This is a genomic window from Herbaspirillum sp. WKF16, assembly GCF_028993615.1.
Taxonomy (GTDB): Bacteria; Pseudomonadota; Gammaproteobacteria; order Burkholderiales; family Burkholderiaceae_D; genus Herbaspirillum.
Genome location: NZ_CP118632.1, coordinates 4,650,847 through 4,671,428, shown reverse-complemented (window position 1 = coordinate 4,671,428; position 20,582 = coordinate 4,650,847). Strand labels below are relative to the sequence as shown.

20 protein-coding genes and 1 riboswitch are annotated in these 20,582 nt (G+C 67.4%); of the genes, 10 read left to right on the top strand and 10 right to left on the bottom strand.

Annotated features, from left to right (window positions below; all coding sequences use genetic code 11):
- Positions 1 to 226 precede the first annotated feature (226 nt).
- The gene (locus Herbaro_RS21080) at positions 227 to 658 is read right to left on the bottom strand and encodes a hypothetical protein (RefSeq protein ID WP_275011554.1); all 432 of its coding nucleotides are present in this window, start codon (positions 656 to 658) and stop codon (positions 227 to 229) included.
- A 116-nt stretch (positions 659 to 774) separates the two neighbouring features.
- Here Herbaro_RS21080 and Herbaro_RS21075 point away from each other — a divergent pair, with 116 nt between their 5' ends.
- Both Herbaro_RS21075 and Herbaro_RS21070 read left to right on the top strand, forming a co-directional pair.
- A complete protein-coding gene (locus tag Herbaro_RS21075; protein ID WP_275011553.1) occupies positions 775 to 1,674 on the top strand; it encodes an NAD-dependent epimerase/dehydratase family protein in 900 nt (299 codons plus the stop codon).
- A gap of 218 nt (positions 1,675 to 1,892) precedes the next feature.
- Positions 1,893 to 2,261, top strand: a complete 369-nt coding sequence (locus tag Herbaro_RS21070) for a VOC family protein (RefSeq protein WP_275011552.1) — start codon at positions 1,893 to 1,895, stop codon at positions 2,259 to 2,261.
- A gap of 11 nt (positions 2,262 to 2,272) precedes the next feature.
- Here the strand turns inward: Herbaro_RS21070 and Herbaro_RS21065 are convergent, their stop codons facing one another.
- Positions 2,273 to 2,563, bottom strand: coding sequence for a putative quinol monooxygenase (locus Herbaro_RS21065; protein WP_275011551.1), 291 nt, complete (start codon positions 2,561 to 2,563; stop codon positions 2,273 to 2,275).
- 274 nt (positions 2,564 to 2,837) lie between these two features.
- On the opposite strand from Herbaro_RS21065, the gene Herbaro_RS21060 reads away from it, so the two are divergent.
- Positions 2,838 to 4,478: an ankyrin repeat domain-containing protein gene (locus Herbaro_RS21060; protein ID WP_275011550.1), complete on the top strand. Its 1,641-nt coding sequence runs from the start codon at positions 2,838 to 2,840 to the stop codon at positions 4,476 to 4,478.
- Here the strand turns inward: Herbaro_RS21060 and Herbaro_RS21055 are convergent, their stop codons facing one another.
- The 5 genes from Herbaro_RS21055 to Herbaro_RS21035 all read right to left on the bottom strand — a co-directional run bounded on the left by Herbaro_RS21055 (position 4,479) and on the right by Herbaro_RS21035 (position 9,705).
- A complete protein-coding gene (locus Herbaro_RS21055) occupies positions 4,479 to 6,146 on the bottom strand; it encodes an electron transfer flavoprotein-ubiquinone oxidoreductase (protein WP_275011549.1) in 1,668 nt (555 codons plus the stop codon).
- Positions 6,147 to 6,156: 10 nt separating this feature from the next.
- Complete coding sequence (locus Herbaro_RS21050; RefSeq protein ID WP_275011548.1) at positions 6,157 to 7,092, bottom strand: FAD-binding protein; 936 nt, start codon at positions 7,090 to 7,092, stop codon at positions 6,157 to 6,159.
- Positions 7,093 to 7,101: 9 nt separating this feature from the next.
- On the bottom strand, positions 7,102 to 7,851 hold the full coding sequence (locus Herbaro_RS21045; protein ID WP_275011547.1) for an electron transfer flavoprotein subunit beta/FixA family protein: 750 nt from the start codon (positions 7,849 to 7,851) through the stop codon (positions 7,102 to 7,104).
- A gap of 67 nt (positions 7,852 to 7,918) precedes the next feature.
- Positions 7,919 to 8,494 (bottom strand): HutD/Ves family protein, encoded by a 576-nt coding sequence (locus Herbaro_RS21040; RefSeq protein ID WP_275011546.1) that lies wholly within the window; start codon positions 8,492 to 8,494, stop codon positions 7,919 to 7,921.
- A gap of 26 nt (positions 8,495 to 8,520) precedes the next feature.
- Positions 8,521 to 9,705, bottom strand: coding sequence for an NAD(P)/FAD-dependent oxidoreductase (locus Herbaro_RS21035; protein WP_275014071.1), 1,185 nt, complete (start codon positions 9,703 to 9,705; stop codon positions 8,521 to 8,523).
- A gap of 207 nt (positions 9,706 to 9,912) precedes the next feature.
- Here Herbaro_RS21035 and Herbaro_RS21030 point away from each other — a divergent pair, with 207 nt between their 5' ends.
- The 5 genes from Herbaro_RS21030 to Herbaro_RS21010 all read left to right on the top strand — a co-directional run bounded on the left by Herbaro_RS21030 (position 9,913) and on the right by Herbaro_RS21010 (position 14,663).
- Positions 9,913 to 10,884, top strand: coding sequence for a LysR family transcriptional regulator (locus tag Herbaro_RS21030; RefSeq protein ID WP_275011545.1), 972 nt, complete (start codon positions 9,913 to 9,915; stop codon positions 10,882 to 10,884).
- Positions 10,885 to 10,922: 38 nt separating this feature from the next.
- Complete coding sequence (gene hutG, locus Herbaro_RS21025; protein ID WP_275011544.1) at positions 10,923 to 11,783, top strand: N-formylglutamate deformylase; 861 nt, start codon at positions 10,923 to 10,925, stop codon at positions 11,781 to 11,783.
- A 307-nt stretch (positions 11,784 to 12,090) separates the two neighbouring features.
- Positions 12,091 to 13,092, top strand: a complete 1,002-nt coding sequence (locus Herbaro_RS21020; protein ID WP_275011543.1) for an aliphatic sulfonate ABC transporter substrate-binding protein — start codon at positions 12,091 to 12,093, stop codon at positions 13,090 to 13,092.
- Positions 13,093 to 13,101: 9 nt separating this feature from the next.
- Positions 13,102 to 13,875, top strand: a complete 774-nt coding sequence (locus Herbaro_RS21015; protein WP_275011542.1) for an ABC transporter permease — start codon at positions 13,102 to 13,104, stop codon at positions 13,873 to 13,875.
- A gap of 23 nt (positions 13,876 to 13,898) precedes the next feature.
- The gene (locus tag Herbaro_RS21010) at positions 13,899 to 14,663 is read left to right on the top strand and encodes an ABC transporter ATP-binding protein (RefSeq protein WP_446719342.1); all 765 of its coding nucleotides are present in this window, start codon (positions 13,899 to 13,901) and stop codon (positions 14,661 to 14,663) included.
- 71 nt (positions 14,664 to 14,734) lie between these two features.
- Here Herbaro_RS21010 and Herbaro_RS21005 read toward each other — a convergent pair whose 3' ends face one another.
- Positions 14,735 to 15,358: an MSMEG_1061 family FMN-dependent PPOX-type flavoprotein gene (locus Herbaro_RS21005; protein WP_275011540.1), complete on the bottom strand. Its 624-nt coding sequence runs from the start codon at positions 15,356 to 15,358 to the stop codon at positions 14,735 to 14,737.
- Positions 15,359 to 15,452: 94 nt separating this feature from the next.
- Between Herbaro_RS21005 and Herbaro_RS21000 the strand changes: the two genes are divergently transcribed.
- On the top strand, positions 15,453 to 16,253 hold the full coding sequence (locus Herbaro_RS21000; RefSeq protein ID WP_275011539.1) for an AraC family transcriptional regulator: 801 nt from the start codon (positions 15,453 to 15,455) through the stop codon (positions 16,251 to 16,253).
- 282 nt (positions 16,254 to 16,535) lie between these two features.
- On the opposite strand, the gene Herbaro_RS20995 is transcribed toward Herbaro_RS21000, so the two are convergent.
- Positions 16,536 to 18,593: a TonB-dependent receptor gene (locus tag Herbaro_RS20995; RefSeq protein ID WP_275011538.1), complete on the bottom strand. Its 2,058-nt coding sequence runs from the start codon at positions 18,591 to 18,593 to the stop codon at positions 16,536 to 16,538.
- 242 nt (positions 18,594 to 18,835) lie between these two features.
- A riboswitch (cobalamin riboswitch) is annotated at positions 18,836 to 19,074 on the bottom strand.
- 83 nt (positions 19,075 to 19,157) lie between these two features.
- On the opposite strand from Herbaro_RS20995, the gene Herbaro_RS20990 reads away from it, so the two are divergent.
- Positions 19,158 to 19,574, top strand: coding sequence for a PaaI family thioesterase (locus tag Herbaro_RS20990; protein WP_275011537.1), 417 nt, complete (start codon positions 19,158 to 19,160; stop codon positions 19,572 to 19,574).
- On the opposite strand, the gene Herbaro_RS20985 is transcribed toward Herbaro_RS20990, so the two are convergent.
- Positions 19,571 to 20,581, bottom strand: coding sequence for an SIS domain-containing protein (locus Herbaro_RS20985; RefSeq protein WP_275014070.1), 1,011 nt, complete (start codon positions 20,579 to 20,581; stop codon positions 19,571 to 19,573). The two genes, Herbaro_RS20990 and Herbaro_RS20985, sit on opposite strands and share 4 nt — an antisense overlap.
- Between the last annotated feature and the right edge of the window lies 1 nt (position 20,582).

Here is a 20,582-nt window from a genome sequence, read left to right as displayed (position 1 = left end):
GCTTCGACGACCGTTGAACGACGCTGGGTCCCTGCTTTCGCAGGGACGACATGGAAGAGGGGCTGGCATCCTCGCTTGTTCAAGACACTCTCACTACCTGTCGTTCCTGCGAAAGCAGGAACCCAGTGGCTTTTGTCGTGCCTCGACGACCGCTGAACGACGCTGGGTCCCTGCTTTCGCAGGGACGACATGGAGGAGGGGGCTTGCATCCCCGCCCCATTCATCCTCAAAGCCTCCCCGCCGCCACCTCCGCATCCAGCGCCGCCCGCGCGCAGGCCGTTGCGTATTCCTCCACTTCCACCGGCGTGTTGCCGCGCAGTTCTTCGCAGGCCACGCGTCGGAACGGCACCGGATTGTCGTTGCGGTGCAGGTGGTAGCTGCCGATCCAGCTGCCGTCGCGCTGTTCGTTGCTGGAGACGCGGATGAAGTAGCCGCGGTGTTCCGCCACGCCGGCGTCGAGCTCGGCGTCGATCATCGCGCGAGCGAAGGAGATGCCCGCCACCTGCGCCGCAATCAACGAGGCGAAGGGGTTGCCGCGCAGTTGCGGGTAGCCGGCGCCGTCGATGCTGACCGCGCAGACGACGTCGCCGTCACGCGCAGGGGTGCAGGCCACGCTGATGCGCCGGCCTCGATAGGTTGCTCCGTGGAGTTGGGTCATTGCGTGGCGAAGAGTTGAGGTCGGCATTCATGGTGGCCCTTCGTCCCGTCGCGGTCAACCTGCGTCGCGAATTTGTGTACGATGGCGTCTTCCCTCAAAACACAAACGATACGCCAATGAACATCTTCATCACAGGCGCCACCGGTTACATCGGCGGCTCCGCGGGACGCAGCCTGGCCGCCGCCGGCCACACCATCCGCGGGCTTGCGCGCGACGCGTCGAAGTCGGAAGCGCTGCGCGCCCTCGGCATCGAACCGGTGCCCGGCACGCTGGACGACAGCGCCCTGCTCGCGGACGAGGCCAGGCGCGCCGACGCCGTGATCAACTGCGCCAGCAGCGACCACCGTCCGGCCATCGAGGCGCTGCTCGGCGCGCTGGAAGGCAGCGGCAAGATCCTGCTGCACACCAGCGGCTCCAGCCAGGTGGGCGACGCCGCGGCCGGCAACGTGCTGAACTCGCAGGTGTTCGACGAGAACACGCCGCTGGTGGTCGGCGCCGAGAAATGGGCGCGCTATGAACTCGACCAGCGCATCCTGGCCGCGCCCGGCATGCGCGGCATCGTCATCTGCAACACGCTGATCTACGGTCACGGCACCGGCCTGCAGCCGGACAGCGTGCAGATACCCGCGCTGGTGGCGCAGGCGCGGGAAAGCGGGGTGATGAAGATCGTCGGCCGCGGCGTGAACCGTTGGGCGACGGTGCATATCGGGGATGTGTGCGCGCTGTATCGGTTGGCGCTGGAGGCGCCGGACAGCAAGGGCTTCTACTTCGCCGAGAACGGCGAGTCGTCCTACGCCGAGATGGCCGGGGCCCTTGCCGGCCGCATGGGCATCGGCCGTATCGAGAACCTGAGCGAGGAAGAGGCGATCGCGCTGTGGGGCCTCAACAAGGCGCGCTATTCGCTGGGTTCGAACAGCCGCGTGCGGGCATTGCGCGCGCGCAGCGAGCTGGGCTGGCGGCCGGCGCATGCGTCGGCGGTGGAGTGGATCCGCGACGAGATGCGCTTGCCGGGCTAGGGGCTCCTTGGGCGGCAGCGGCGTGCAGTGCTCATGATGCGCCACGCAAGTCGCCGGGTTCCGGCTTTCGCAGGAACGACATGGAGCAGATGGCGTCGGCCGTCATGGGGGCGGGTAGCCCTCTGCCCGCCATCTCCGCACTGCTGAAAAAAATAGACTTTCTTGGTAGAGTCGCTGCCTATCGCCGCATCCGCGCATTGCCGACAACGAAAGCCTTCATGACGCCCCAGCTCGACACCATCCTGATCTACGCCAGAAACCCCGCCGCCAGCGCCGAGTTCTACCGCAGGCACTTCGGTTTCCTGACCAGCGGCGAGATGGTCGAAGGCCTGATCGCACTGAGCTCGCCGCAGTCCGGCGCCGGCATCCTGATCCACCAGGCCGCCAAGAGCCTCAAGCAGGGGCAGGCCGGCGTGAAGCTGATGTTCAGCGTGCCCGATGTGGAAGCGTTCAAGGCGCAGTGCGCACGGCAAGGGCTGGAGTTCGGCAGCGTCCACCAGGCCAACGGCTATGCCTTCGCCAACGCCAAGGATCCCGACGGCAACTCGGTAGCGATCTCCAGCCGCGCCTATCGGCAGGGCGCCTGAGCGCCCGCGAATCAGGCCAGCTGTTCCAGCTTGCTCACCGCCAGGTCGGCGCGCCCGGTCAGTTCCTTCACCAGCTCCTTGAACGGCTCGCCTTGCTCGTGCCGCGCCAGATCCTCGGCGCTGTCCCAGCGCTCCAGCATCACCAGGCGGTCGGCATCGGCGTCGTCGCGATGCAGGTCATAGCGCTCGCAGCCGGGTTCGCTCCTGACCAGCAGCACCGCCTTCTTCAGCGCGGCGGTGACGGCTTCGCGATGGCCGGGGCGGGCGGTGATGGTGGCGACGACGATGATGGGACCTTGCATTGTTCTTCCTTTCGACAGTGGGTTTGCACGGGGACAGTATCGCAGGAGCCGGCCCGGCTGGCGATGGGCGCGGCGGACATTCAGTTTCAACCCGGGATTGATAATCCCCCGGGCAATCTGGACGCGGGGATATCCGCATCTTATAATCCGCAACGCGTGCAAGACGCCTCCGGATCCGCGGAAAGGGTTGAACCCACTTGTGCATGTCTTCCCATTCACGCCTTTTGTGCAGCCGATGTTGCGGATCTTCGGCATTTGACGCACGGAGGTGTCCATGAAACGCATTCCCCCCCGGCCCGATATCGGGCACTTGAAAAAACAGGCAAAGGCCTTGCTGGCCGATTATCGCCAGGGCGCTGCCGTCGCCTTGCAGCGCTTCCGCGAGTCGCTGCCCGCCGCGCGCGGCCAGGACGACGCCGGCCTGCTGGCCCGCTCCCTGCGCTTGCACGATGCCCAGTCCTGCCTTGCGCGGGAATACGGGTTCCCTTCATGGGCCGACCTGCAGGGCTTCGCGCTTGCGCGCCAGGCGCTGGCCGACGATCCGGCCCTGGCCGTGCGGCATTGGCTGCAGGCGCTCTATGCGGCCGATGTCGCCGGCGGCAATGACGCCAGCCGGGCGGCGGTGGCCGTGCGGCTGCTGGAGGAGGATCCGGCCTTGCCGGGCGACGACCCTTATCTGGCATGCGCCGTCGGCGACGAGCAAGCCCTGAGGCGCGCCACCGCGCAAGATCCGTCATGGATTCATCGCGCGGGCGGCCCGCTGCGCCTGCCGCCCCTGGTGGCGGTGACCCACTCGGCGCTGGCCACGCAAGCCGGCTACGGCGAGCGCGTGCGCGCGTGCGCGGCATTCCTGCTCGGCGCCGGGGCCTCGCCCAACCAATCCATCGGCAACCGGATGTTTCCCGCCTCGGTGGCGCATCCGCACGAGGCCGAACGATTGTCCGCACTCTGCGGCGCCGCCGGCAAGGCGCGCGATGCGCAACTGACCCGGCTGCTGCTCGAGGCCGGCGCCGATCCCGACGACGGCGAATCGCTCTACCATTCGCTGGAAGCGCCCGAATGCACCCGGCTGCTGCTTGAGGCCGGCGCCGTGATCGCCGGCTCCAACGCCATCTACCGCGCGCTCGACCTCGACAGTCCCGCTGCGTTGCAGCTGCTGCTCACCCATGGCGGCAATCCGAACGAAGCGCCCTTGGGGCCGCCCACCGCCGAGTGGGGATCGCCGCTGCTCTGGGCGATCCGCCGCCGTTGTTCGCTCGCGCACATTCAAGCCCTGATCGACGCCGGCGCCGACATCGATGCCCGCACTGCCGACGGCATAGCGGCCCATGTCGTGGCGCAGCGCTTCGGCCGCGTCGACGTCGCCGGGTTGCTCGGCCATGCCGATGCGCACGGGGCGACGCTGGCCGTGGACGACGCCTTCGTCGCCGCCTGCGCGCGCGGCGATCTCGCCGCGGCGCGCGCGATCCAGGCCGGCCATCCCGGTGTGATCGCCGGCCTCGATGCGCCCCGGCTGCGCATGCTGCCCGAGCTGGCGGCGCAAGGCTGCGGCGAGGCGGTGAGGGTCATGGTGGAATGCGGCTGGCCGCTGGAAGTGAGGGGCGGCGATATCGACGGCTCCGCCCTCAACCAGGCGGTCTTCCGCGGCGACGCCTCCCTTGCGCATTTCCTGCTGGCGCGCGGCGCCGACTGGCGAACCTTGCACGGGTTCGGCGACAACGTCTGCGGCAGCCTGTCCTGGGCGTCGCTCAACCGGCCGGTTGATGGCGGCGACTGGGTCGGATGCGCCCAGGCCCTGCGCGCCGGCGGCCTGCCGCCCGTGCGACCCGGCCTGGAAGGCGAGGGCGTGGTGATGATAGCGGAGCGACGCTACCAGTTCCCCGAGGATGTGGCCGAGGCCCTGCTCGCCGGCTGATCACATCGCCGGGTAATTCGGCCCGCCGCCGCCCTCAGGCGTCACCCACACGATGTTCTGGGTCGGGTCCTTGATGTCGCAGGTCTTGCAGTGCACGCAGTTCTGGGCGTTGATCTGCAGCCGGTCGGAGTTGTCCTCGTTCTTCACGAACTCGTACACGCCGGCCGGGCAGTAGCGCGACTCGGGGCCGGCGTACCTGGCCAGGTTGACCTGCACCGGCACGTTCCTGTCCTTCAGGGTCAGGTGCGCCGGCTGGTCCTCGCCGTGGTTGGTGTTGGAGATGAACACCGACGACAGGCGGTCGAAGGTCAGCTTGCCGTCCGGCTTGGGATAGGCGATCGGCGCGAAGTCCGAGGCCGGGCGCAGGCATTCGTGGTCGGCGTGCGTGTGGCGCAGGGTCCATGGCGCCTTGCCGCCGAAGAGCACCTGGTCGATGCCCACCAGCAGCGTGCCGGTAACCAGCCCCTTGCTCATCGAGGGCTTGAAGTTGCGCGCCTTGTGCAACTCGTCCTTCAGCCATGAGGCCTCGAAGGCAACGATGTATTCCACCAGCTCGTCGTGCTGGCGCTGCTCGCCCAGCGCATGGAAGGCCGACTCGGCCGCCATCATGCCGCTCTTGATCGCCGCGTGGCTGCCCTTGATGCGCGAAGCGTTCAGGAAGCCGGCGTCGCAACCCAGCAAGGCGCCGCCCGGGAACACCAGTTTCGGCAGCGACTGCACGCCGCCGGCGGTGATCGCCCGCGCGCCATAGGAGATGCGCTTGCCACCTTCGAAGAACTTGCGGATCTCCGGGTGGGTCTTGTAGCGCTGGAATTCTTCAAACGGCGAGAGGTAAGGATTCTGGTACGCCAGGCCCACCACGTAGCCCACCGCCACCTGGTTGTTCTCCAGGTGATACAGGAAGGAGCCGCCATAGGTGTCGTTGGCCAGCGGCCAGCCGGCGGTGTGCACCACCAGTCCCGGCTGGTGCATCTCCGGCTTGATCTCCCACAGCTCCTTGATGCCGATGGCATAGGTCTGCGGATCGCGGCCGGCGTCCAGCTTGTACTTCGCAATCAGTTGCTTGCCCAGGTGGCCGCGCGCGCCCTCGGCGAAGAAGGTGTACTTCGCGTGCAGCTCCATGCCCAGCTGGAACTCGGGGCCGGGTTCGCCTTCCTTGTTGATGCCCAGGTTGCCGGTAGCCACGCCCCTGACCGAGCCGTCCTCGTTGTAGAGGATCTCCGCGGCCGGGAAGCCCGGGAAGATCTCCACGCCCAGCGCCTCGGCCTGCTGGCCCAGCCAGCGGGTGACGTTGGACAGCGAGATCACGTAGTTGCCATGGTTCTGGAAACAGGCTGGCAGCATCCACGAGGGCGTCTTGTAGGCTTTGCTGGCGGAGAGGAAAAGGAAGCGGTCCTCGGTGACCGGGGTGTTGAGCGGGGCGCCCTGTTCCTTCCAGTCGGGAATGAGCTCGGTCAGGGCGCGCGGATCCATGACCGCGCCGGAGAGGATGTGGACGCCGACCTCGCTGCCTTTTTCCAGGACGCACACCGAGACCTCGCGGCCGGCCTGCGCGCCCAGCTGTTTGAGGCGGATCGCCGCCGACAGCCCGGCCGGGCCGCCGCCGACGATCACCACGTCGTACTCCATCGATTCGCGCGGGCCGTATTGTTCCAGCAAGGACTGCATCGCCATCACCTCACCCCAGCTGCCTGACCAGTTCGGGCACGGCCTCGAACAGGTCGCCCACCAGGCCATAGTCGGCCACCGAGAAGATCGGCGATTCGGGATCCTTGTTGATGGCGACGATCACCTTGGAATCCTTCATCCCGGCCAAATGCTGGATCGCGCCTGAAATCCCGACCGCGATGTAGAGCTGCGGCGCGACCACCTTGCCGGTCTGGCCGATCTGGTAATCGTTGGGCACATAGCCCGCGTCGACTGCGGCGCGCGATGCGCCCAGCGCGGCGTTGAGCTTGTCGGCCAGCGGCTCGAGCAGGCGGGCGTAGTTCTCGCCGGAGGCCAGGCCGCGTCCGCCTGAGACCACGATCCTGGCCGAGGCCAGCTCGGGACGGTCGGTCGACGTCGTCTGGCGCGACACGAAGCGCGACAAGCCGCAGTCGGCCACCGCGGCGATGGCGTCGACGGCAGCGCTGCCGCCTTCGGCCGCGGCTGCTTCAAAGGCGGTCGAGCGGACCGAGACCACCTTCACGGCGTCGGCCGAACGCACCGTCGCGATGACGTTGCCGGCGTAGATGGGATGTTCGAAGGTTTGCGCATCCACCACCCGGGTGACTTCCGACACCTGCGCCACATCCAGCAGCGCCGCCACGCGCGGCAGCACGTTCTTGCCGGCCGCCGTCGCGGTGACCATGATGTGGCTGTAAGGCGCGGCGATCGCCAGCGCCTGCGCGGCCACATTCTCGGCCAGGCCGGCCTCGAAATGCGGCGCGTCCGCCACCAGCACCCGGGCCACGCCGGCCACGGCGGCGGCGGCGGCGGCCGCGCCGCCGCAGCGGTGGCCGCAGACCAGCAGATGGACTTCATCGCCGCATTGGCCGGCGGCCGTCACCGCGTGCAGCGTGGCGCTTTTCAGCGATTGGTTGTCGTGTTCGGCAATGATCAGGACGGGCATGGAATATCCTCAGATGACGTTGGCTTCGTTTTTCAGTTTGGCGACCAGGGCCGCCACATCCGCCACCTTCACGCCGGCGGCGCGGGCCGGCGGCTCGGCCACCTTGAGGGTGGACAGGCGCGGCGCGATGTCCACCCCCAGCGCCTGCGGCGTGGTGATGTCGAGCGGCTTCTTCTTGGCTTTCATGATGTTGGGCAGCGTCACGTAGCGCGGCTCGTTCAGGCGCAGGTCGGTGGTGACCAGCGCCGGCAGCTTCAGTGCGATGCTCTCCATGCCGCCATCCACCTCGCGCGTCACCACGGCTTCGCCGTCGGCGATCTGCAGGGTCGAGGCGAAGGTCGCCTGCGGCATGCCGGCCAGCGCCGCCAGCATCTGGCCGGTCTGGTTGCTGTCGTCGTCGATGGCCTGCTTGCCGACGATCACCAGCGGCGGCTGCTCCTGCTTCACCAGGGCATGCAGCAGCTTGGCCACGGCCAGCGGCTGCAGCTCTTGGTCTGTCTCGACCAGGATGCCGCGATCGGCGCCGATGGCCATCGCGGTGCGCAGGGTTTCCTGGCACTGCGACGGCCCGCAGGAGACCGCGATCACCTCGGTGGCGGCGCCCGCTTCCTTCAGGCGCACGGCCGCCTCCACGGCGATCTCATCGAACGGGTTCATGCTCATCTTGACGTTGCCGATATCGACGCCGGAGCCGTCCGATTTGACGCGCACCTTCACATTGAAATCGACCACGCGTTTGACTGCGACAAGTATTTTCATGGCTTCATCTGCCTCAACAGGAAATGGGTTCAGGGAATGCGGCTTGCCGCAGAAAAAAGGAGCGTCGCTAGACGCAATGAATGCGCGCCAGAACGGCCTTCGACTCCGGCTCCAGCGGCTCGGCTTGCAAGGGCGAGGCATCGCCCGCACACACGGCCTGGCCGGCTGCGATCTCGGCGGCGCCGCGCACCCGCCAGCGTCCGGCCAGCGGCAACAAGGCCCAGGCGACGGCATCGTCGACGCGGCAGGCGCGTTCGATCACGCGCAGCTCGCCGCGCAGCACCGAGCGGCGCACCATCAGGTTCAGCAGGCGCGGCTGCAAGCTTCCGGGCAGGCGTTGCGCATGCAGCTGCGCCTCGCCGGGAAAGCTGATCGGCTGCAAGGGCAGCGCGCAGGCGCCGCCGGAGGGCCCGGACAGCTCCACCGCGCCGGCCCCCAGCAGCAGCGCATGGCGGTCCACGCCGGGGAAACATGAGAAGGGACCGTCGGCGGCGATGTCGGCCAGGCTGATGCGCCAGTCGAACGACTCAAGGTGCGGCTGACCCACCGGCCGGCCGATCCGGCCCGACGCCAGCAGGCGGGTCAGGCCGCCGCCGTTGCGCCACAGCGTGGCCGGCACGTCCGCGAGCACGATGGTTTGCATGGCGTCGCTCATGGGCAGGGCGGCAATTACGACACCGCGCCCGAACCGTACTTGCCCACCAGCAGCTTGCCGGTCGAGAAGCGTTCGATCGAGTACGGATCCAGCGATACATCGGTAGGCAGGCCCAGCGCGCACTGCGCCAGCACGCGGCCGACCGCGGGGGAGAGCTTGAAGCCGTGGCCGGAGAAGCCGAAGCCGGCGACCAGTCCCTCGACGCCGGGCAGCTTGCCCAGCACCGGGTTCCAGTCCGGGGTCACGTCGTACACGCCGGTCCACGAGGTCGCCAGGCCCGCCGTCTCATAGCTGGGGAAGCGCGCCGCCACCTGCTCGCCGATCTCCACGATCGCGTCCAGCGGGACATCGCCCTGTTCGGTGTCCGGCTTGTCCAGCGTCTCGCCGACCACGCCTTCGGATACCAGCATCTGCGTGCCGCCGTAGCTGCGGCCGTAGAGCATGCCCTTGGATGCCAGGTCCTTGAACACCGGCATGTTGAAGGTGTAGGCCTGCGGACCTTCCAGCGCCAGCACGGTATGACGTTCCGGGCGCACCGGCAGGCTCAGGCCGGTCCAGCCGGCCAGCTCGGGAGTCCAGATGTTCTGCGTACTGATGACGGTATTGCTCATGAAGCGGCCGGCGCTGGTGTCCACGCCGGTGACGCGGCCATTCTCGATGATCAGCTGGTCCACGCTGACGCCTTCCTTGACGGTCACGCCCAGGCGACGCGCGGCGCGGGCAAACGATGTCGCCACCAGGTAGGCGTCGGCGAAGCCTGCCTCCGGTTCGAAGCTGATCAGCGCGGCGTCGTCGAAGCGGGCGATCGGCAGCAGCTCGCCGGCTTGCCGGGCGTCGAGGTATTGCAGCGGGATGCCTTGCTCTTCCTGGCCCTTCAGTGACGCGCGCAGCGGTTCGAGCTTGTCGTCGTCCGCGGCCCAGATCATGTAGCCGCACTTGACCAGCCCGCAGGAGGCCTCTTCGTCTTCCACGTAGGCGGAGAAATTGTTGAAGGCCTTCCACGACAGTTGGGCCAGCTCGACGTTCTCCTGCACCGAATAGTGCGTGCGCAGGATGCCCGAGGACTGCGAGGTGGTGCCTTCGCCGACCGTCTTGCGATCCAGCACCAGGACCTTGCGCGCGCCCAGCCGGGCCAGGTGGAAAGCGGTGGAAGTACCGATGACTCCGGCGCCGATCACGATGGCGTCATAAGCGTTCAAAGCAGCGTTCATAGCATCCTCTTCAATCAGAATGGGATGCAGTGTGACCCGAAAAAATCGGCAGGCGCGGCAGCATTAGAGAAACTAATGTTTTGAAGAAGTGGCGTTAACATTAGCGTTTCCGGGCCGTTTCCATTCCATCATCTGCATCGTCGCGCGGGCCCGAAACATGCGCCGCCGCTGCCTGACCCCATTCAAGGACACACCATGTCTGACATGCCATTCGACCTGCACGCCCTGCAAGCCTTCGTCGCCGTCTGCGAGGGCGGCTCCATGATCGAGGCCGCGCGCAAGCTGGGCGTGACGCAAAGCGCCATCAGCCAGTTGATCAAGTCCCTGGAGACGCAAAGCGGCATGCTGCTGCTGGATCGCGAGTTCCGCCCCTCGCGCCCGACCGCCGCCGGCCGCCTGTTGATGGAGCTGGCGCAGGACCTGCTGGAACACGCGCAGCGCGTCAACGAACGCCTGATCGACGCCTCGCGCTCGGAAGTGGCCCAGATCCGCCTGGGCGGCGTGGACTCGTTCTCGGCCACGCTGGGGCCGATCCTGGTGCAGGCCATTTCCAAGAGCGCGCGCCAGATCTCGCTGTGGTCGGGGCTCACGCCGATACTCTCCGAGCAGCTGCAGCGCCGCGAGCTTGATCTCGCGGTGTGCACCGAATCCACCGTCAACGACTTGCGCATCGAGCAGCGATTGCTGTTCTCGGAATGCTTCGTGGCGGTGATCCCCAGGAGCGTGGCGGAGCAGCATGCCGACGACGGCAACGATTACCAGAACGCGCTGCAAAGCCTGCCGCTGCTGCGTTATACGCGGCGCTCGGTGATCGGCCAGCAGATCGAGCGCTATCTCAAGCACATCAAGCTGGAGGCGCCGCGCCGCCTCGAATTCGACGCCACCGATCCGATGCTCAACCTGGTCGCCTGGGGCATGGGCTACGCGGTGACCACGCCGCTGTGCCTGTGGCAGTCGCGCCATTGCCTGCCCGACGTGGTGCTGGTGCCGCTGCCGCCCAGCCAGCTGGGGCGGCGCAATTTCTTTCTGCTCTCGCGCGAGGGCGAATGGAACGGCCTGGCCGAGGAGGTCTCGCTGCTGACCCGCCAGGCGCTGCAAGACAAGATTTCTCCCGCCATCCGCAAATCGCTGCCGGGGTTGCCCAAGGACGCCTTTTCCTGGAAGTGACCGCGGCCTTACCTGTGCTCCAGCCTCCAAGGAACGCCATGCAGACGACCAGCTTCGATTTCCACCAGGGCAGCGCGCCGCTGCTCATCTCCATTCCGCACATGGGCACCTTCATCCCGCCGGCGCTGGCCGCAGGCATGACGCCGGCGGCATCGGCGGTGGCCGACACCGACTGGCATCTCGATCGCCTGTATGCCTTCGCCGAATCGATGGGCGCCTCCTTCATCCGCGCCCGCGCTTCGCGCTACGTGATCGACCTGAACCGCCCGCCGGACGACGAGAGCCTCTATCCCGGCCAGACCACGACGTCGCTGTGTCCCACCGAGACCTTCCGCGGCGAGCCGCTCTATCGCCCTGGATGCGAACCGTCGGCCGAGGAGGTCCGGCGGCGCCTGGAGCAGGTCTGGCAGCCCTATCACCAGCGGCTGGAGCAGGAGCTGCAGCGACTGCGCGCGGCGCATGGCTGCGCCCTGCTGTGGGACGGCCATTCGATCGCCAGTCATCTGCCGCGCCTGTTCGAGGGCAAGCTGCCCGACTTCAATATCGGCACCAACCAGGGACAAAGCTGCTCGCCGGCGATCGGCGCGGCGGTTTCTTGCGCGGCGCAGCATGCCTGTGAAGGGCATCCGGCCGGCTTCACCTGGGTCGCCAACGGCCGCTTCAAGGGCGGCTACATCACGCGCCGCTACGGCCGGCCGGCGCTGGGCATCCACGCGGTGCAGATGGAGATGTGCCAGTCGCTCTACATGGACGAACACGCGCCGTTCGGCTACCTGCCTGAGCGCGCGCACGCCGCCGTGCCGGTGGTGCGCGGCATGATCGACGCGGCGCTGGCGGCGCTGCGCGCAGGGGCGGCAACGTCGCCCGATGCCGGCCGGCAAGCCGGCGCGGCGGCTTGAGCGATCGAGGTGCGCGCCGCGGCGCAAATGCACACCCGCTGGGCATGTGCGCACCGCTGCGGCGCAGCTAGATTAGTGCCGAAGATAGTTTGTATTAGTTTTTCTTAAGCGGGCTTGGCCTTGGTCATGAGTCAGTAATATCGCCCTGTCACGTCATCTGCGGCCGGCATCGTCGGGAATCCGGCCAGCAAGCAAACCAAGAAAAAACGCAGGCATGGCGGCGATGCACGCAAGCGGGACGGGTGCACAAGCCATGTCGCGCACGACGTCACCAAGAGATCTCATATCCAATCTGAAGGAGCAAGCAATGAACCAGAATCGACGCAAGGTCATGAAGCAGGCCATCACGCTGGCGGCCGCCGGCTCGCTAGGCTTCCCTCTCATGTCGCGCGCCGCGGCGCCCACCGTGATCAACTATGGCGGTTCGGCCTGGCTGGGCCACTACTCGGCCTACATTGCGATGAAGACCGGCCTGATGGCCAAGTACGGCATCGACCTGCGCTGGCAAGCTTTCTCCACCTCCTCGGCGCGCATGGCCGCCGTGATGGCCGGCAACGTCGACATCGCCGGCACCGGCGTGGTCTCGGCGCTGGCGCTCATGGCCAGCGGCGCCAAGCAGTTCCAGCTGATCGCCACGCCCAACAACTTCGGCCGCGCCGAAGGCCTGCTGGCGCGCGAGTCGATCAAGAGCGTGGCCGACCTCAAGGGCAAGAAGATCGGCGTGACCTACGCCTCCAGCGCCCACGTGCTGCTGCTGGACGTGCTCTCGCAGGCCGGCATCAATCCGGACAAGGATGTCTCCATCATCAACCTGCCGGCGACCGAACTGCTGACCGCCTACAAGGCCAACCAGATCGACGCCGCCGGCGCCTGGACCCCGACCTTCGACCGCATCCGCGCGCTGCCCGGCACCAGAATGCTGTTCGACGATTCCTCCTTCTCCCTCTACAAGAGCTACAAGATGTCGCCCGGCCCGGACGTGCTGCTGACCCGCACCGGCTTCGGCAAGGAAAACCCGGCCGCGGTGAAGGCCTTCATGCAGGCCATCTTCGAGGCCAATGCGCTGCTGACGCAAAAGCCCGAAGAGGCCGCCAAGATCCTGCTGGAGCTGACCTCGCTGTCGATGGAGGAGCAGCTGGGCGTGATCAGGCAGACCGAATGGTTCACCCTGGCGGACCAGAAGGCGCTGATGAGCGATCCGGGCAACTTCGTGGTGGGCTTGCAGAAGCTGGCCGAGATGCTGCTCAAGCTCAAGCAGATCGACTCCATGCCGCAAGTGCGCCAGTGGGTCAACACCACCTATCTGTGAGGCACCTGCATGGCTGAGAAAAAAGAGTGGCTGCAAGGCGGCGCGCTGGTCACGCTGTCGGCGGTGTCGCTGCTGGCCTTCCTGCTGGTGTGGGAAGGCGTCTGCCGCGCCGGCGTGGTGGATGCGGTATTCCTGCCGGCGCCGAGCCAGATCCTGGGACGCGCGCTGCGCATGTGGGAGCAGGACACGCTGGTCATCAACATCCTCGCCTCGGCGCGGCGCGTGATGGTCGGCTTCCTGGCGGCGGTGCTGGTCTCGATCCCGCTGGGCATCATGCTGGGTACGTCCAAGGTGGCGCGCGCGGTGTTCGATCCCATCCTGTCGTTCCTGCGTCCGCTGCCGTCGATGAGCTGGATCCCGCTGACGCTGCTGTGGTTCGGCATCACCGAGACGCAGAAGTACAGCATCGTGTTCATGGGCGCCGTCACGCCGGCGCTGCTGTACGTGATCGAAGCCACGCAAGGCATCGATCCGCTGCTCATCCGGGCCGCCCGCAACCTGGGCGCCAACCGCTGGCAGGTGATGCGCGAAGTGGTGCTGCCGGGCTGCATGCCGCAGATCCTGTCGGGGATGAAGGTGATCCTCGGCCTGTCGTGGACCTGCGTGATCTCCGCCGAACTGGTGGCGGCCAAGGAGGGCCTGGGCTTCATGATCATGAACGGCAAGGAGTTCTTCCAGACCGATACCGTGGTGCTGGGCATGGTGCTCATCAGCTTCACCGTGCTGATCACCGACATTGTGTTCCGACTGATCCAAAGGAGTGTGCTGTCATGGCAGAAATGAACAACGCCGCCGACGAGCGCCCGATGATCGAGTTCCGCGGTACCGGCAAGTCGTTCGGCGCATTGAAGGTGCTGGAGCGGGTCGACCTGCAGGTGGCCAGGGGCGAGTTCCTGGTGCTGCTGGGCGCCTCGGGCTGCGGCAAGTCGACCATGCTCAACCTGGTCTCGGGCTTCGAACGCGCCAGCGCGGGCAGCGTCTGGGTCAACGGCCGCGAAGTGAAGGATGTCGACCCGGCCTGCGGCATGGTGTTCCAGCAGTACGCGCTGTTCCCGTGGAAGACGGTGCGCGAGAACGTCGAGTTCGGCCTGAAGATGCGCGGCGTGGCGCGCGCGGAGCGCGCCAGGGTGGCCCGGCACTACATCGAGATGGTGGGCCTGAAAGGTTTCGAGGACAGCTTCCCCAACAAGCTCTCCGGCGGCATGAAGCAGCGCGTGTCGATCGCCCGCGTACTGGCCAACGATCCCGACGTGATGCTGTTCGACGAGCCCTTCGCGGCGCTCGACGCGATGACGCGCCAGGTGCTGCAGGAGCAGTTGCTGCAGATCTACGAGAAGAGCGGCAAGACCGTCATCTTCATCACCCACTCGATCGACGAGGCGCTGATGCTGTCGACCCGCATGGTCGTCATGGGCGCCAAGCCCGGCCGTGTGGTGCAGGACATCAGCAACGACCTGCCGCATCCGCGCACGGCCGAGGTCCAGCTCTCGCCGCGCTACATCGAACTCAAGCGCTCGATCTGGGAGACGGTGCAGGTGGAGGTGATGAAGGGGCTGGAAGGCGTGAAGTAGCCCTGAAGGAAAGCGCGATCCGCATGGCCGCCTTCGGGCGGCCATTGCGCATCCGGCGTGCGCAGAAACATTCAGTACAGATCGTTGCGCACCGACTTGAGATAGCCCTCGTCCAGCTGGCGCGCCGCCGCTTCATCGGCGCCGGTGAGCGCGGCCTTCATCTGTCCGGGCGACGGCACCATGGCGCGGTCCAGGCGCGCCCCGTCGTCCCATAGCCGCGCGCGGTTGATCGCCTTGCCGCAATGGAACAGCACTTCGTCCAAGGTGACCACGATGGCGCATTTCGGCGGTTTCCCTTTCTCGGCCAGGCGGTCCAGCAATGCGGCGTCGGTCGAGATGGCCGCGCGGCCGTTGATGCGCATGAAGACTTCCAGGCCCGGGAACAGGAACAGCATGCCGACGCGGTCGTCCTCGGCCAGGTTGCGCAGCGAGGCGATGCGGTTGTTGCCCGGCCAGTCGGCAAAGGCCACGCGCTGGTCGTCGAGCGCCTGCACGAACCCGGCCGGGCCGCCGCGCGGCGAGGCATCCAGGCCGGCGGCGCTGCCGGTGGCCAGGCAGAAGAAGCTGGCCACCTCAAGATAGGCGCGGTGGAATGGCAGCAGGCGCGGCAGCACGCCCTTGACGATCATCTCGGACGGCGGCGAATACAGGAGATCGAGGTCGGCGGCGGTGGCGGGTTCGGAAACGGTGGTCATGGCGGTACTCCGGCGAACGGGAAGATCAGCATAATCGGGTTCGTCATGGCGGTGATAGACTATCCGCGCCATTAAATAGCGCAACGGCGCCAACATGACTTTGCAACGGCTGAACCAGAAAATTGCCCAGGCCTCGCTCATCAGCGGCGACGATCCGCCATTGGTGGCGCTTGCCGGCCGCCAGGCCGATGCCAGGGAGTCGGGGCCGCACCACCACGCCACGGGGCAACTGATCGGACTGCTCTCAGGCCTGCTGAGCGTGCGCACCCGCATGGGCGCCTGGGTGCTGCCGACCACGCGCGCCGTGTGGATCCCGCCGTCGCACCTGCATGCCGCGCGTTCGCATGGGCCGTTCGAGGGCTGGGCCGTCTACGTGGCGGCGGAGGCTTGCGGCGGCCTGCCGCGACAGCCGCAGGTGATCGAGATGACGGCCCTGTTGCGCGAGGCCGTGCTGCGCGCCGCCGAGTGGGATATCGGGCCGCTGCGGCCGGACCAGAAGCGGGTGGCGGGCGTGATCCTGGACGAGATCGGCGCCTCCGCCGCCGATACCTTCATGCTGCCCATGCCGCAGGACGTTCGCCTGCAGCGCATCGCCGGCGCCCTGGTCGAGCGGCCCGACGATGCCCGCACGCTGGAGCAATGGGCGCAGTGGGCGCACCTCGCGCCGCGCACGCTGAGCCGCCGCTTCGTCGACGAGACCGGATTGAGTTTCACCGCCTGGCGCCAGCGCGCGCGGCTGCTGCGCGCCCTGGAGTTGCTGGCCGCCGGCGAATCGGTGACCGCGATCGCGCTGGAGCTGGGCTACGACAATGCCAGCGCCTTCATCGCGCTGTTCAGGCGCACCTTCGGCGTCACGCCCGGGCGCTATCTGGCGGCGAATCTTCCCAGGATCTGAGTTCCGGCGACGGGCGTGAAAAAAGCCGCCCTCGGGGCGCTAATGCCGTTCAGTTAAGCACTGAACGGCATTATTTTCTGGTTGTCGGAAGTCAAGCTCCGTTCGCCCTGAGTAGCCGCCTAGCGGCGTATCGAAGGGCGGCTTAGGGCGATGCTCTTGGCAAACAGGCTTCGATACGGTCCTGCGGACCTACTCAGCCCGAACGGGGCGCATAGCGAGCATCGCGCTTAACTGAACGGCATTAGCCCGGCCGGGCGGCTTTTTCCGTTCGGACGAACGACGTCAGAAATTGCGCGTCAGCGTCAGCCGCAACGTGCGCGGCTCCACCGGATGGAAGTGCATGTCGTTGACGCCGTCGGTGGCTTCGCCCGGCAGGCGCGACGGGTAGTAGTAATCGATGTCGCTGGCCTTGCGGTTGAACAGGTTGAAGATGTCCAGGCCGACGCGGGTCCTGGCGTCGATTTTGTAAGCCACGCGCGCGTAGGCCAGGGTGGTCGATTGCGAACGCACGCTGTTGTCCTCGATCAGCGGCCGCGGGCCGAAGTAGCGCAACTGGAAGGCGCCCGACCAGCGGCCCAGGTCGGTCAGCGTCACGCCGAAGGAGGCCACCTTGTCGATCGATCCCGGAATGTAGTTGCCGGCCGGATCGTCCTGCGCGTAGCGGGCGCGCGAGGCCGCCAGGTCGATGTCGAACATCAGCCAGGCGCTGGCGATGTAGTGGTTGTTCCACTCCACGCCGTAGCGCTTGCTGGCGCGGCTGGCCTGGGTCTCGCCGGCATCGCCGACGAACACCAGCTCGGAGTCGATATCCAGCCGCCACAGCGAGAGCGAACTCTGCAGGCCCGGCACGATCTCGGTGCGCGCGCCGACCTCGTAGCCCTTGGTGCGCACCAGGGGCGTCACTGGCGAGGCCGGGTCGCCGTTGGGCAGGCGGGTCTGGGTCGTGCCGCGCGCGTCGTTGCTGTGGAAGCCGGTGCCGTAGTTGATGAAGTACTCGGTCTGCGCCCAGGGGCCGAAGATCAGCGACAGCTTGGGCGAGGCGATGTGGTCGCCGGCGCTGCCGGAGTTGCCGGCGATGCTACTGTTGACGTTGAAGCGATAGGCGTCGTAGCGCACCCCGGCGATGGTGCGGAACTTGTCGGCCCACTGCACGGTGTTCTCGGCGTAGGCGCCGATGCTGCCTTCGCGCACGTTGCTCTGGCTGACCACGCCGGTCTGCTCGCGCGCCGTGGTGTTATAGAGCGCCACCGGCGAGAGCCAGTCGTAGCGGCCCTGCAGGCCGAGCTTGTTGGTCATGTCCATCGCCCCCAGTTTGCCGAACCAGGTCTGGTTGGCGTCGAAGCCGGCCATGCGGCGCTTCTCGCTCTGGTGGAACTGGTCGCCGCCGCCCGGGTTGGCGAGGAAGTAGGTGAAGTCGTTGTAGAGGTCCAGCTTCGATTGCACCAGGTAGGCGTTCATCTGGAACAGGCCGTCCGCATCGCGCTTGTGCATCGCATAGGACAGGCTCAAGCGCGAAGTGTTGCCGCCGTCGCTCGGATCGATCGCGCCGAAGCGCCCGACCTGGCCGCTTTGCACCGCGCGCTGCGGGATCTGGTCGCTGGAGTTCCAGCGATTGCTGTAGGCCATGGCCGTGATCTCGTAGCCGTCGGCGCGGGTGCCTGCGCTGTAGCGCAGGGCGCCGCTGTACTTGCGCTCGGCCTCGGCATTGTCCCAGGGGCCGTTGTTGCGGGTGACTTCCAGCCCGTACAGCAGCTTGCCATTGCCGGCAGCGAAGGAGTCCGCCAGCACCGCGCGCTGGTAGCCGTGCGCGCCCGCCGAGAGCGAGGCGATACCCTGCGGCAGGGTATTGGCCAGCCGCAGGTGGGCCGCGCCGGCCGAGGCGAAGTCGCCCTCGTCGGCGAAGTAGGGGCCTTTCTTGTAGTCGATGCGCTCCACCAGCTCCGGGATCAGGAAGTTGATGTCGGTGTAGCCCTGGCCGTGCGCGTGCGTGCGCATGTTGACCGGCATGCCGTCGATGTAGGTGGCGAAATCGGTGCCGTGGTCGAGGTTGAAGCCGCGCAGGAAATACTGGTTGGCCTTGCCGTCGCCGCTGTGCTGGGTGACGATCATGCCGGGCACGAACTCCAGGATCTCGCCGGTGCGCAGCGTGGGCCGATTGGCGATCAGGGCGCCGTTGACCGTGCCCTGGCTGGCGGCGCTGGAGCTGCCCACCGAATTGTCGTAGTTGCCTGTCACCTCGACCTGGTTCAGGCCGTCCCCCTCCGCCGCGTGGGCGGCGTTCCATCCCTGGCAGGCCGCCAGGACCAGTGCGGCCGTCGCCGCCTTGTTGCGCTTTGTCATGCTTGCTTCCCGTTGGTGGCCGCCGGTCGCGCCGGGACGGCCGTTTCTTGTGGAGCGCGCCTCCCCGCGCGCCGCGATCAAGGGAGCAGGCGTCGAAGGCTTGGGCAACGGCCGAAGCAAGGCAACCGCGTGGACGGACATGCGCGCGGCGGGGCCACGGGAGATCCCGCGCCGTCAGGCGCTCTTTATCTTTGTCGGGAAACGATTGGTCTTGCCAGGCAGTCGCGACACACCCCGGTCGCCTGCGTCCATCCGTCCTGGCCGGTATCCGGGCTGACAGGACCGATCGCCACGCCTTCCCATGCAGCCAGGCTGCACAGTGGACTTTGGAAGCGACCTGCCGCATCGATGGACGCGGCGCCTGTCTTACCGTTGCGGGGGCAGCACACGTTGACCGCCGATGACGCCGGCGCGTGTTTCCCGTTTAACTGCGGCCGGGATTGAAGAGTCGGCCGCGAGCACCAAAACGGCGGCTATGTTACCTGTTAAGGCTGCGCCAGCCAATATTCGCTATGCTGGCGGGCCGGCATCATGCAACAACACCAACAGGGGAGGAGACACCGGATGAACGACATCAAGCAACGCATCGCCGCCAGTTTTGCCGCCCAGGGTTTGATGGCCACCCTGGGAGCGCAGCTGGCCTCGGTGGAAGACGGCGAGGTCAGGATAGAACTGCCGTTCTCCCGCCACCTGTCGCAGCAGCAGGGCTTCCATCATGCCGGCGCGACCACCACCATCCTCGACAACGCCTGCGGCTACGCGGCGCTGACGCGCGCTCCGGCCGGCTGCGAGGTGGTCACCGTGGAGTTCAAGGTCAACTTCGTGCGGCCGGCCATCGGCGAGCGCTTCGTCGCCATCGGCCGCGTGCAGAACGCCGGTCGCTCGCTGGCGGTGTGCAGCGGCGAAGTGCTGGCGCATGCCGGCGGCGCGGCCAAGGTGGTGGCGCTGATGCAGGCCACCATGGCCTATGTCGCCGCCTAGCTGGTCCGGGTCACCTTGTTGAGGTGGCGCGGGCGGTCGGCGTCCATACCGCGCGCCGCCGACAGCTGCGCCGCCATCACGTAGAAGGCCTGGATCGCGACGATGGGGTCGAGGTCGGGCGTGGCCGCCACCGGCAGCGTCAGGTCGCGCTGCGGGATGTCGGCGGGCGCCGCCAGCAGCACCTTGGCGCCGCGGTGGCGCATCTCGTCGGCCAGCTGCACCATGCCGGCCTGGCTGGGGCCGCGCACGGCGAACATCAAGAGCGGATAGCCATCGTCGATCAGGGCCATCGGGCCGTGCTTGATCTCGGCGCCGCTGAAGGCCTCGGCCTGGATGGCGCAGGTCTCCTTGCACTTGAGCGCCGCTTCCAGCGCCAGCGGGAAGCCGATGCCGCGTCCCACCACCATGATGCGGTCGCTGCCGGACAAGGACTCCACGGCGGTCGACCAGTCGCAGTCGGCGGCGCTCCGCAAGGCGTCGGGCAGGCGGTCCAGCGCCTGCAGGAAGGCGCTGTCGTCCTGCCAGTGGCCGGCGAACAGGGCGCCGGCCACCAGGCTGGCGATGAAGCTCTTGGTGGCCGCCACGCTGGACTCGATGCCGGCATGCAGCGGGATGCTCCACTCGGCGGCCCGCGCCAGCGGCGAGTCGGCGTTGTTGACCAGCGCCACCGTGGTGGCGCCGCCCTCGCGGAAATAACGGATCGGCTCCACCACGTCCGGGCTCTGGCCCGACTGCGAGATGGCGATGGCTAGCGCGTTCCTGGCGATCAGCGGCGCGCGGTTCAGCGTCACCAGCGACATCGGCAGCGAGGCCACGATGTGGCCCAGGCGCGCCATGGTCAGGTAGGCGCAATAGCCGGCCGCGTGGTCGGAGCTGCCGCGCGCCACGGTGACGATGCCGGAGGGCGGCGCGGCGCGCAGCCGGCGTCCCAGTTCGGCGTAGCGTTCGCGCTCGCGCGTGAGCTGCACGGCCACGTGGTCGGCGGCCGAGCGCGCTTCCTTGAGCATC

What these genes read in the sequence shown, in the direction of transcription:
- Herbaro_RS21080 (WP_275011554.1), bottom strand. Translation starts at nt 658, where the DNA reads ATGACCCAACTCCACGGAGCAACCTATCGAGGCCGGCGCATCAGCGTG.
- Herbaro_RS21075 (WP_275011553.1), top strand. Translation starts at nt 775, where the DNA reads ATGAACATCTTCATCACAGGCGCCACCGGTTACATCGGCGGCTCCGCG.
- Herbaro_RS21070 (WP_275011552.1), top strand. Translation starts at nt 1,893, where the DNA reads ATGACGCCCCAGCTCGACACCATCCTGATCTACGCCAGAAACCCCGCC.
- Herbaro_RS21065 (WP_275011551.1), bottom strand. Translation starts at nt 2,563, where the DNA reads ATGCAAGGTCCCATCATCGTCGTCGCCACCATCACCGCCCGCCCCGGC.
- Herbaro_RS21060 (WP_275011550.1), top strand. Translation starts at nt 2,838, where the DNA reads ATGAAACGCATTCCCCCCCGGCCCGATATCGGGCACTTGAAAAAACAG.
- Herbaro_RS21055 (WP_275011549.1), bottom strand. Translation starts at nt 6,146, where the DNA reads ATGCAGTCCTTGCTGGAACAATACGGCCCGCGCGAATCGATGGAGTAC.
- Herbaro_RS21050 (WP_275011548.1), bottom strand. Translation starts at nt 7,092, where the DNA reads ATGCCCGTCCTGATCATTGCCGAACACGACAACCAATCGCTGAAAAGC.
- Herbaro_RS21045 (WP_275011547.1), bottom strand. Translation starts at nt 7,851, where the DNA reads ATGAAAATACTTGTCGCAGTCAAACGCGTGGTCGATTTCAATGTGAAG.
- Herbaro_RS21040 (WP_275011546.1), bottom strand. Translation starts at nt 8,494, where the DNA reads ATGCAAACCATCGTGCTCGCGGACGTGCCGGCCACGCTGTGGCGCAAC.
- Herbaro_RS21030 (WP_275011545.1), top strand. Translation starts at nt 9,913, where the DNA reads ATGTCTGACATGCCATTCGACCTGCACGCCCTGCAAGCCTTCGTCGCC.
- hutG (WP_275011544.1), top strand. Translation starts at nt 10,923, where the DNA reads ATGCAGACGACCAGCTTCGATTTCCACCAGGGCAGCGCGCCGCTGCTC.
- Herbaro_RS21020 (WP_275011543.1), top strand. Translation starts at nt 12,091, where the DNA reads ATGAACCAGAATCGACGCAAGGTCATGAAGCAGGCCATCACGCTGGCG.
- Herbaro_RS21015 (WP_275011542.1), top strand. Translation starts at nt 13,102, where the DNA reads ATGGCTGAGAAAAAAGAGTGGCTGCAAGGCGGCGCGCTGGTCACGCTG.
- Herbaro_RS21010 (WP_446719342.1), top strand. Translation starts at nt 13,899, where the DNA reads ATGATCGAGTTCCGCGGTACCGGCAAGTCGTTCGGCGCATTGAAGGTG.
- Herbaro_RS21005 (WP_275011540.1), bottom strand. Translation starts at nt 15,358, where the DNA reads ATGACCACCGTTTCCGAACCCGCCACCGCCGCCGACCTCGATCTCCTG.
- Herbaro_RS21000 (WP_275011539.1), top strand. Translation starts at nt 15,453, where the DNA reads ATGACTTTGCAACGGCTGAACCAGAAAATTGCCCAGGCCTCGCTCATC.
- Herbaro_RS20995 (WP_275011538.1), bottom strand. Translation starts at nt 18,593, where the DNA reads ATGACAAAGCGCAACAAGGCGGCGACGGCCGCACTGGTCCTGGCGGCC.
- Herbaro_RS20990 (WP_275011537.1), top strand. Translation starts at nt 19,158, where the DNA reads ATGAACGACATCAAGCAACGCATCGCCGCCAGTTTTGCCGCCCAGGGT.
- Herbaro_RS20985 (WP_275014070.1), bottom strand. Translation starts at nt 20,581, where the DNA reads ATGCTCAAGGAAGCGCGCTCGGCCGCCGACCACGTGGCCGTGCAGCTC.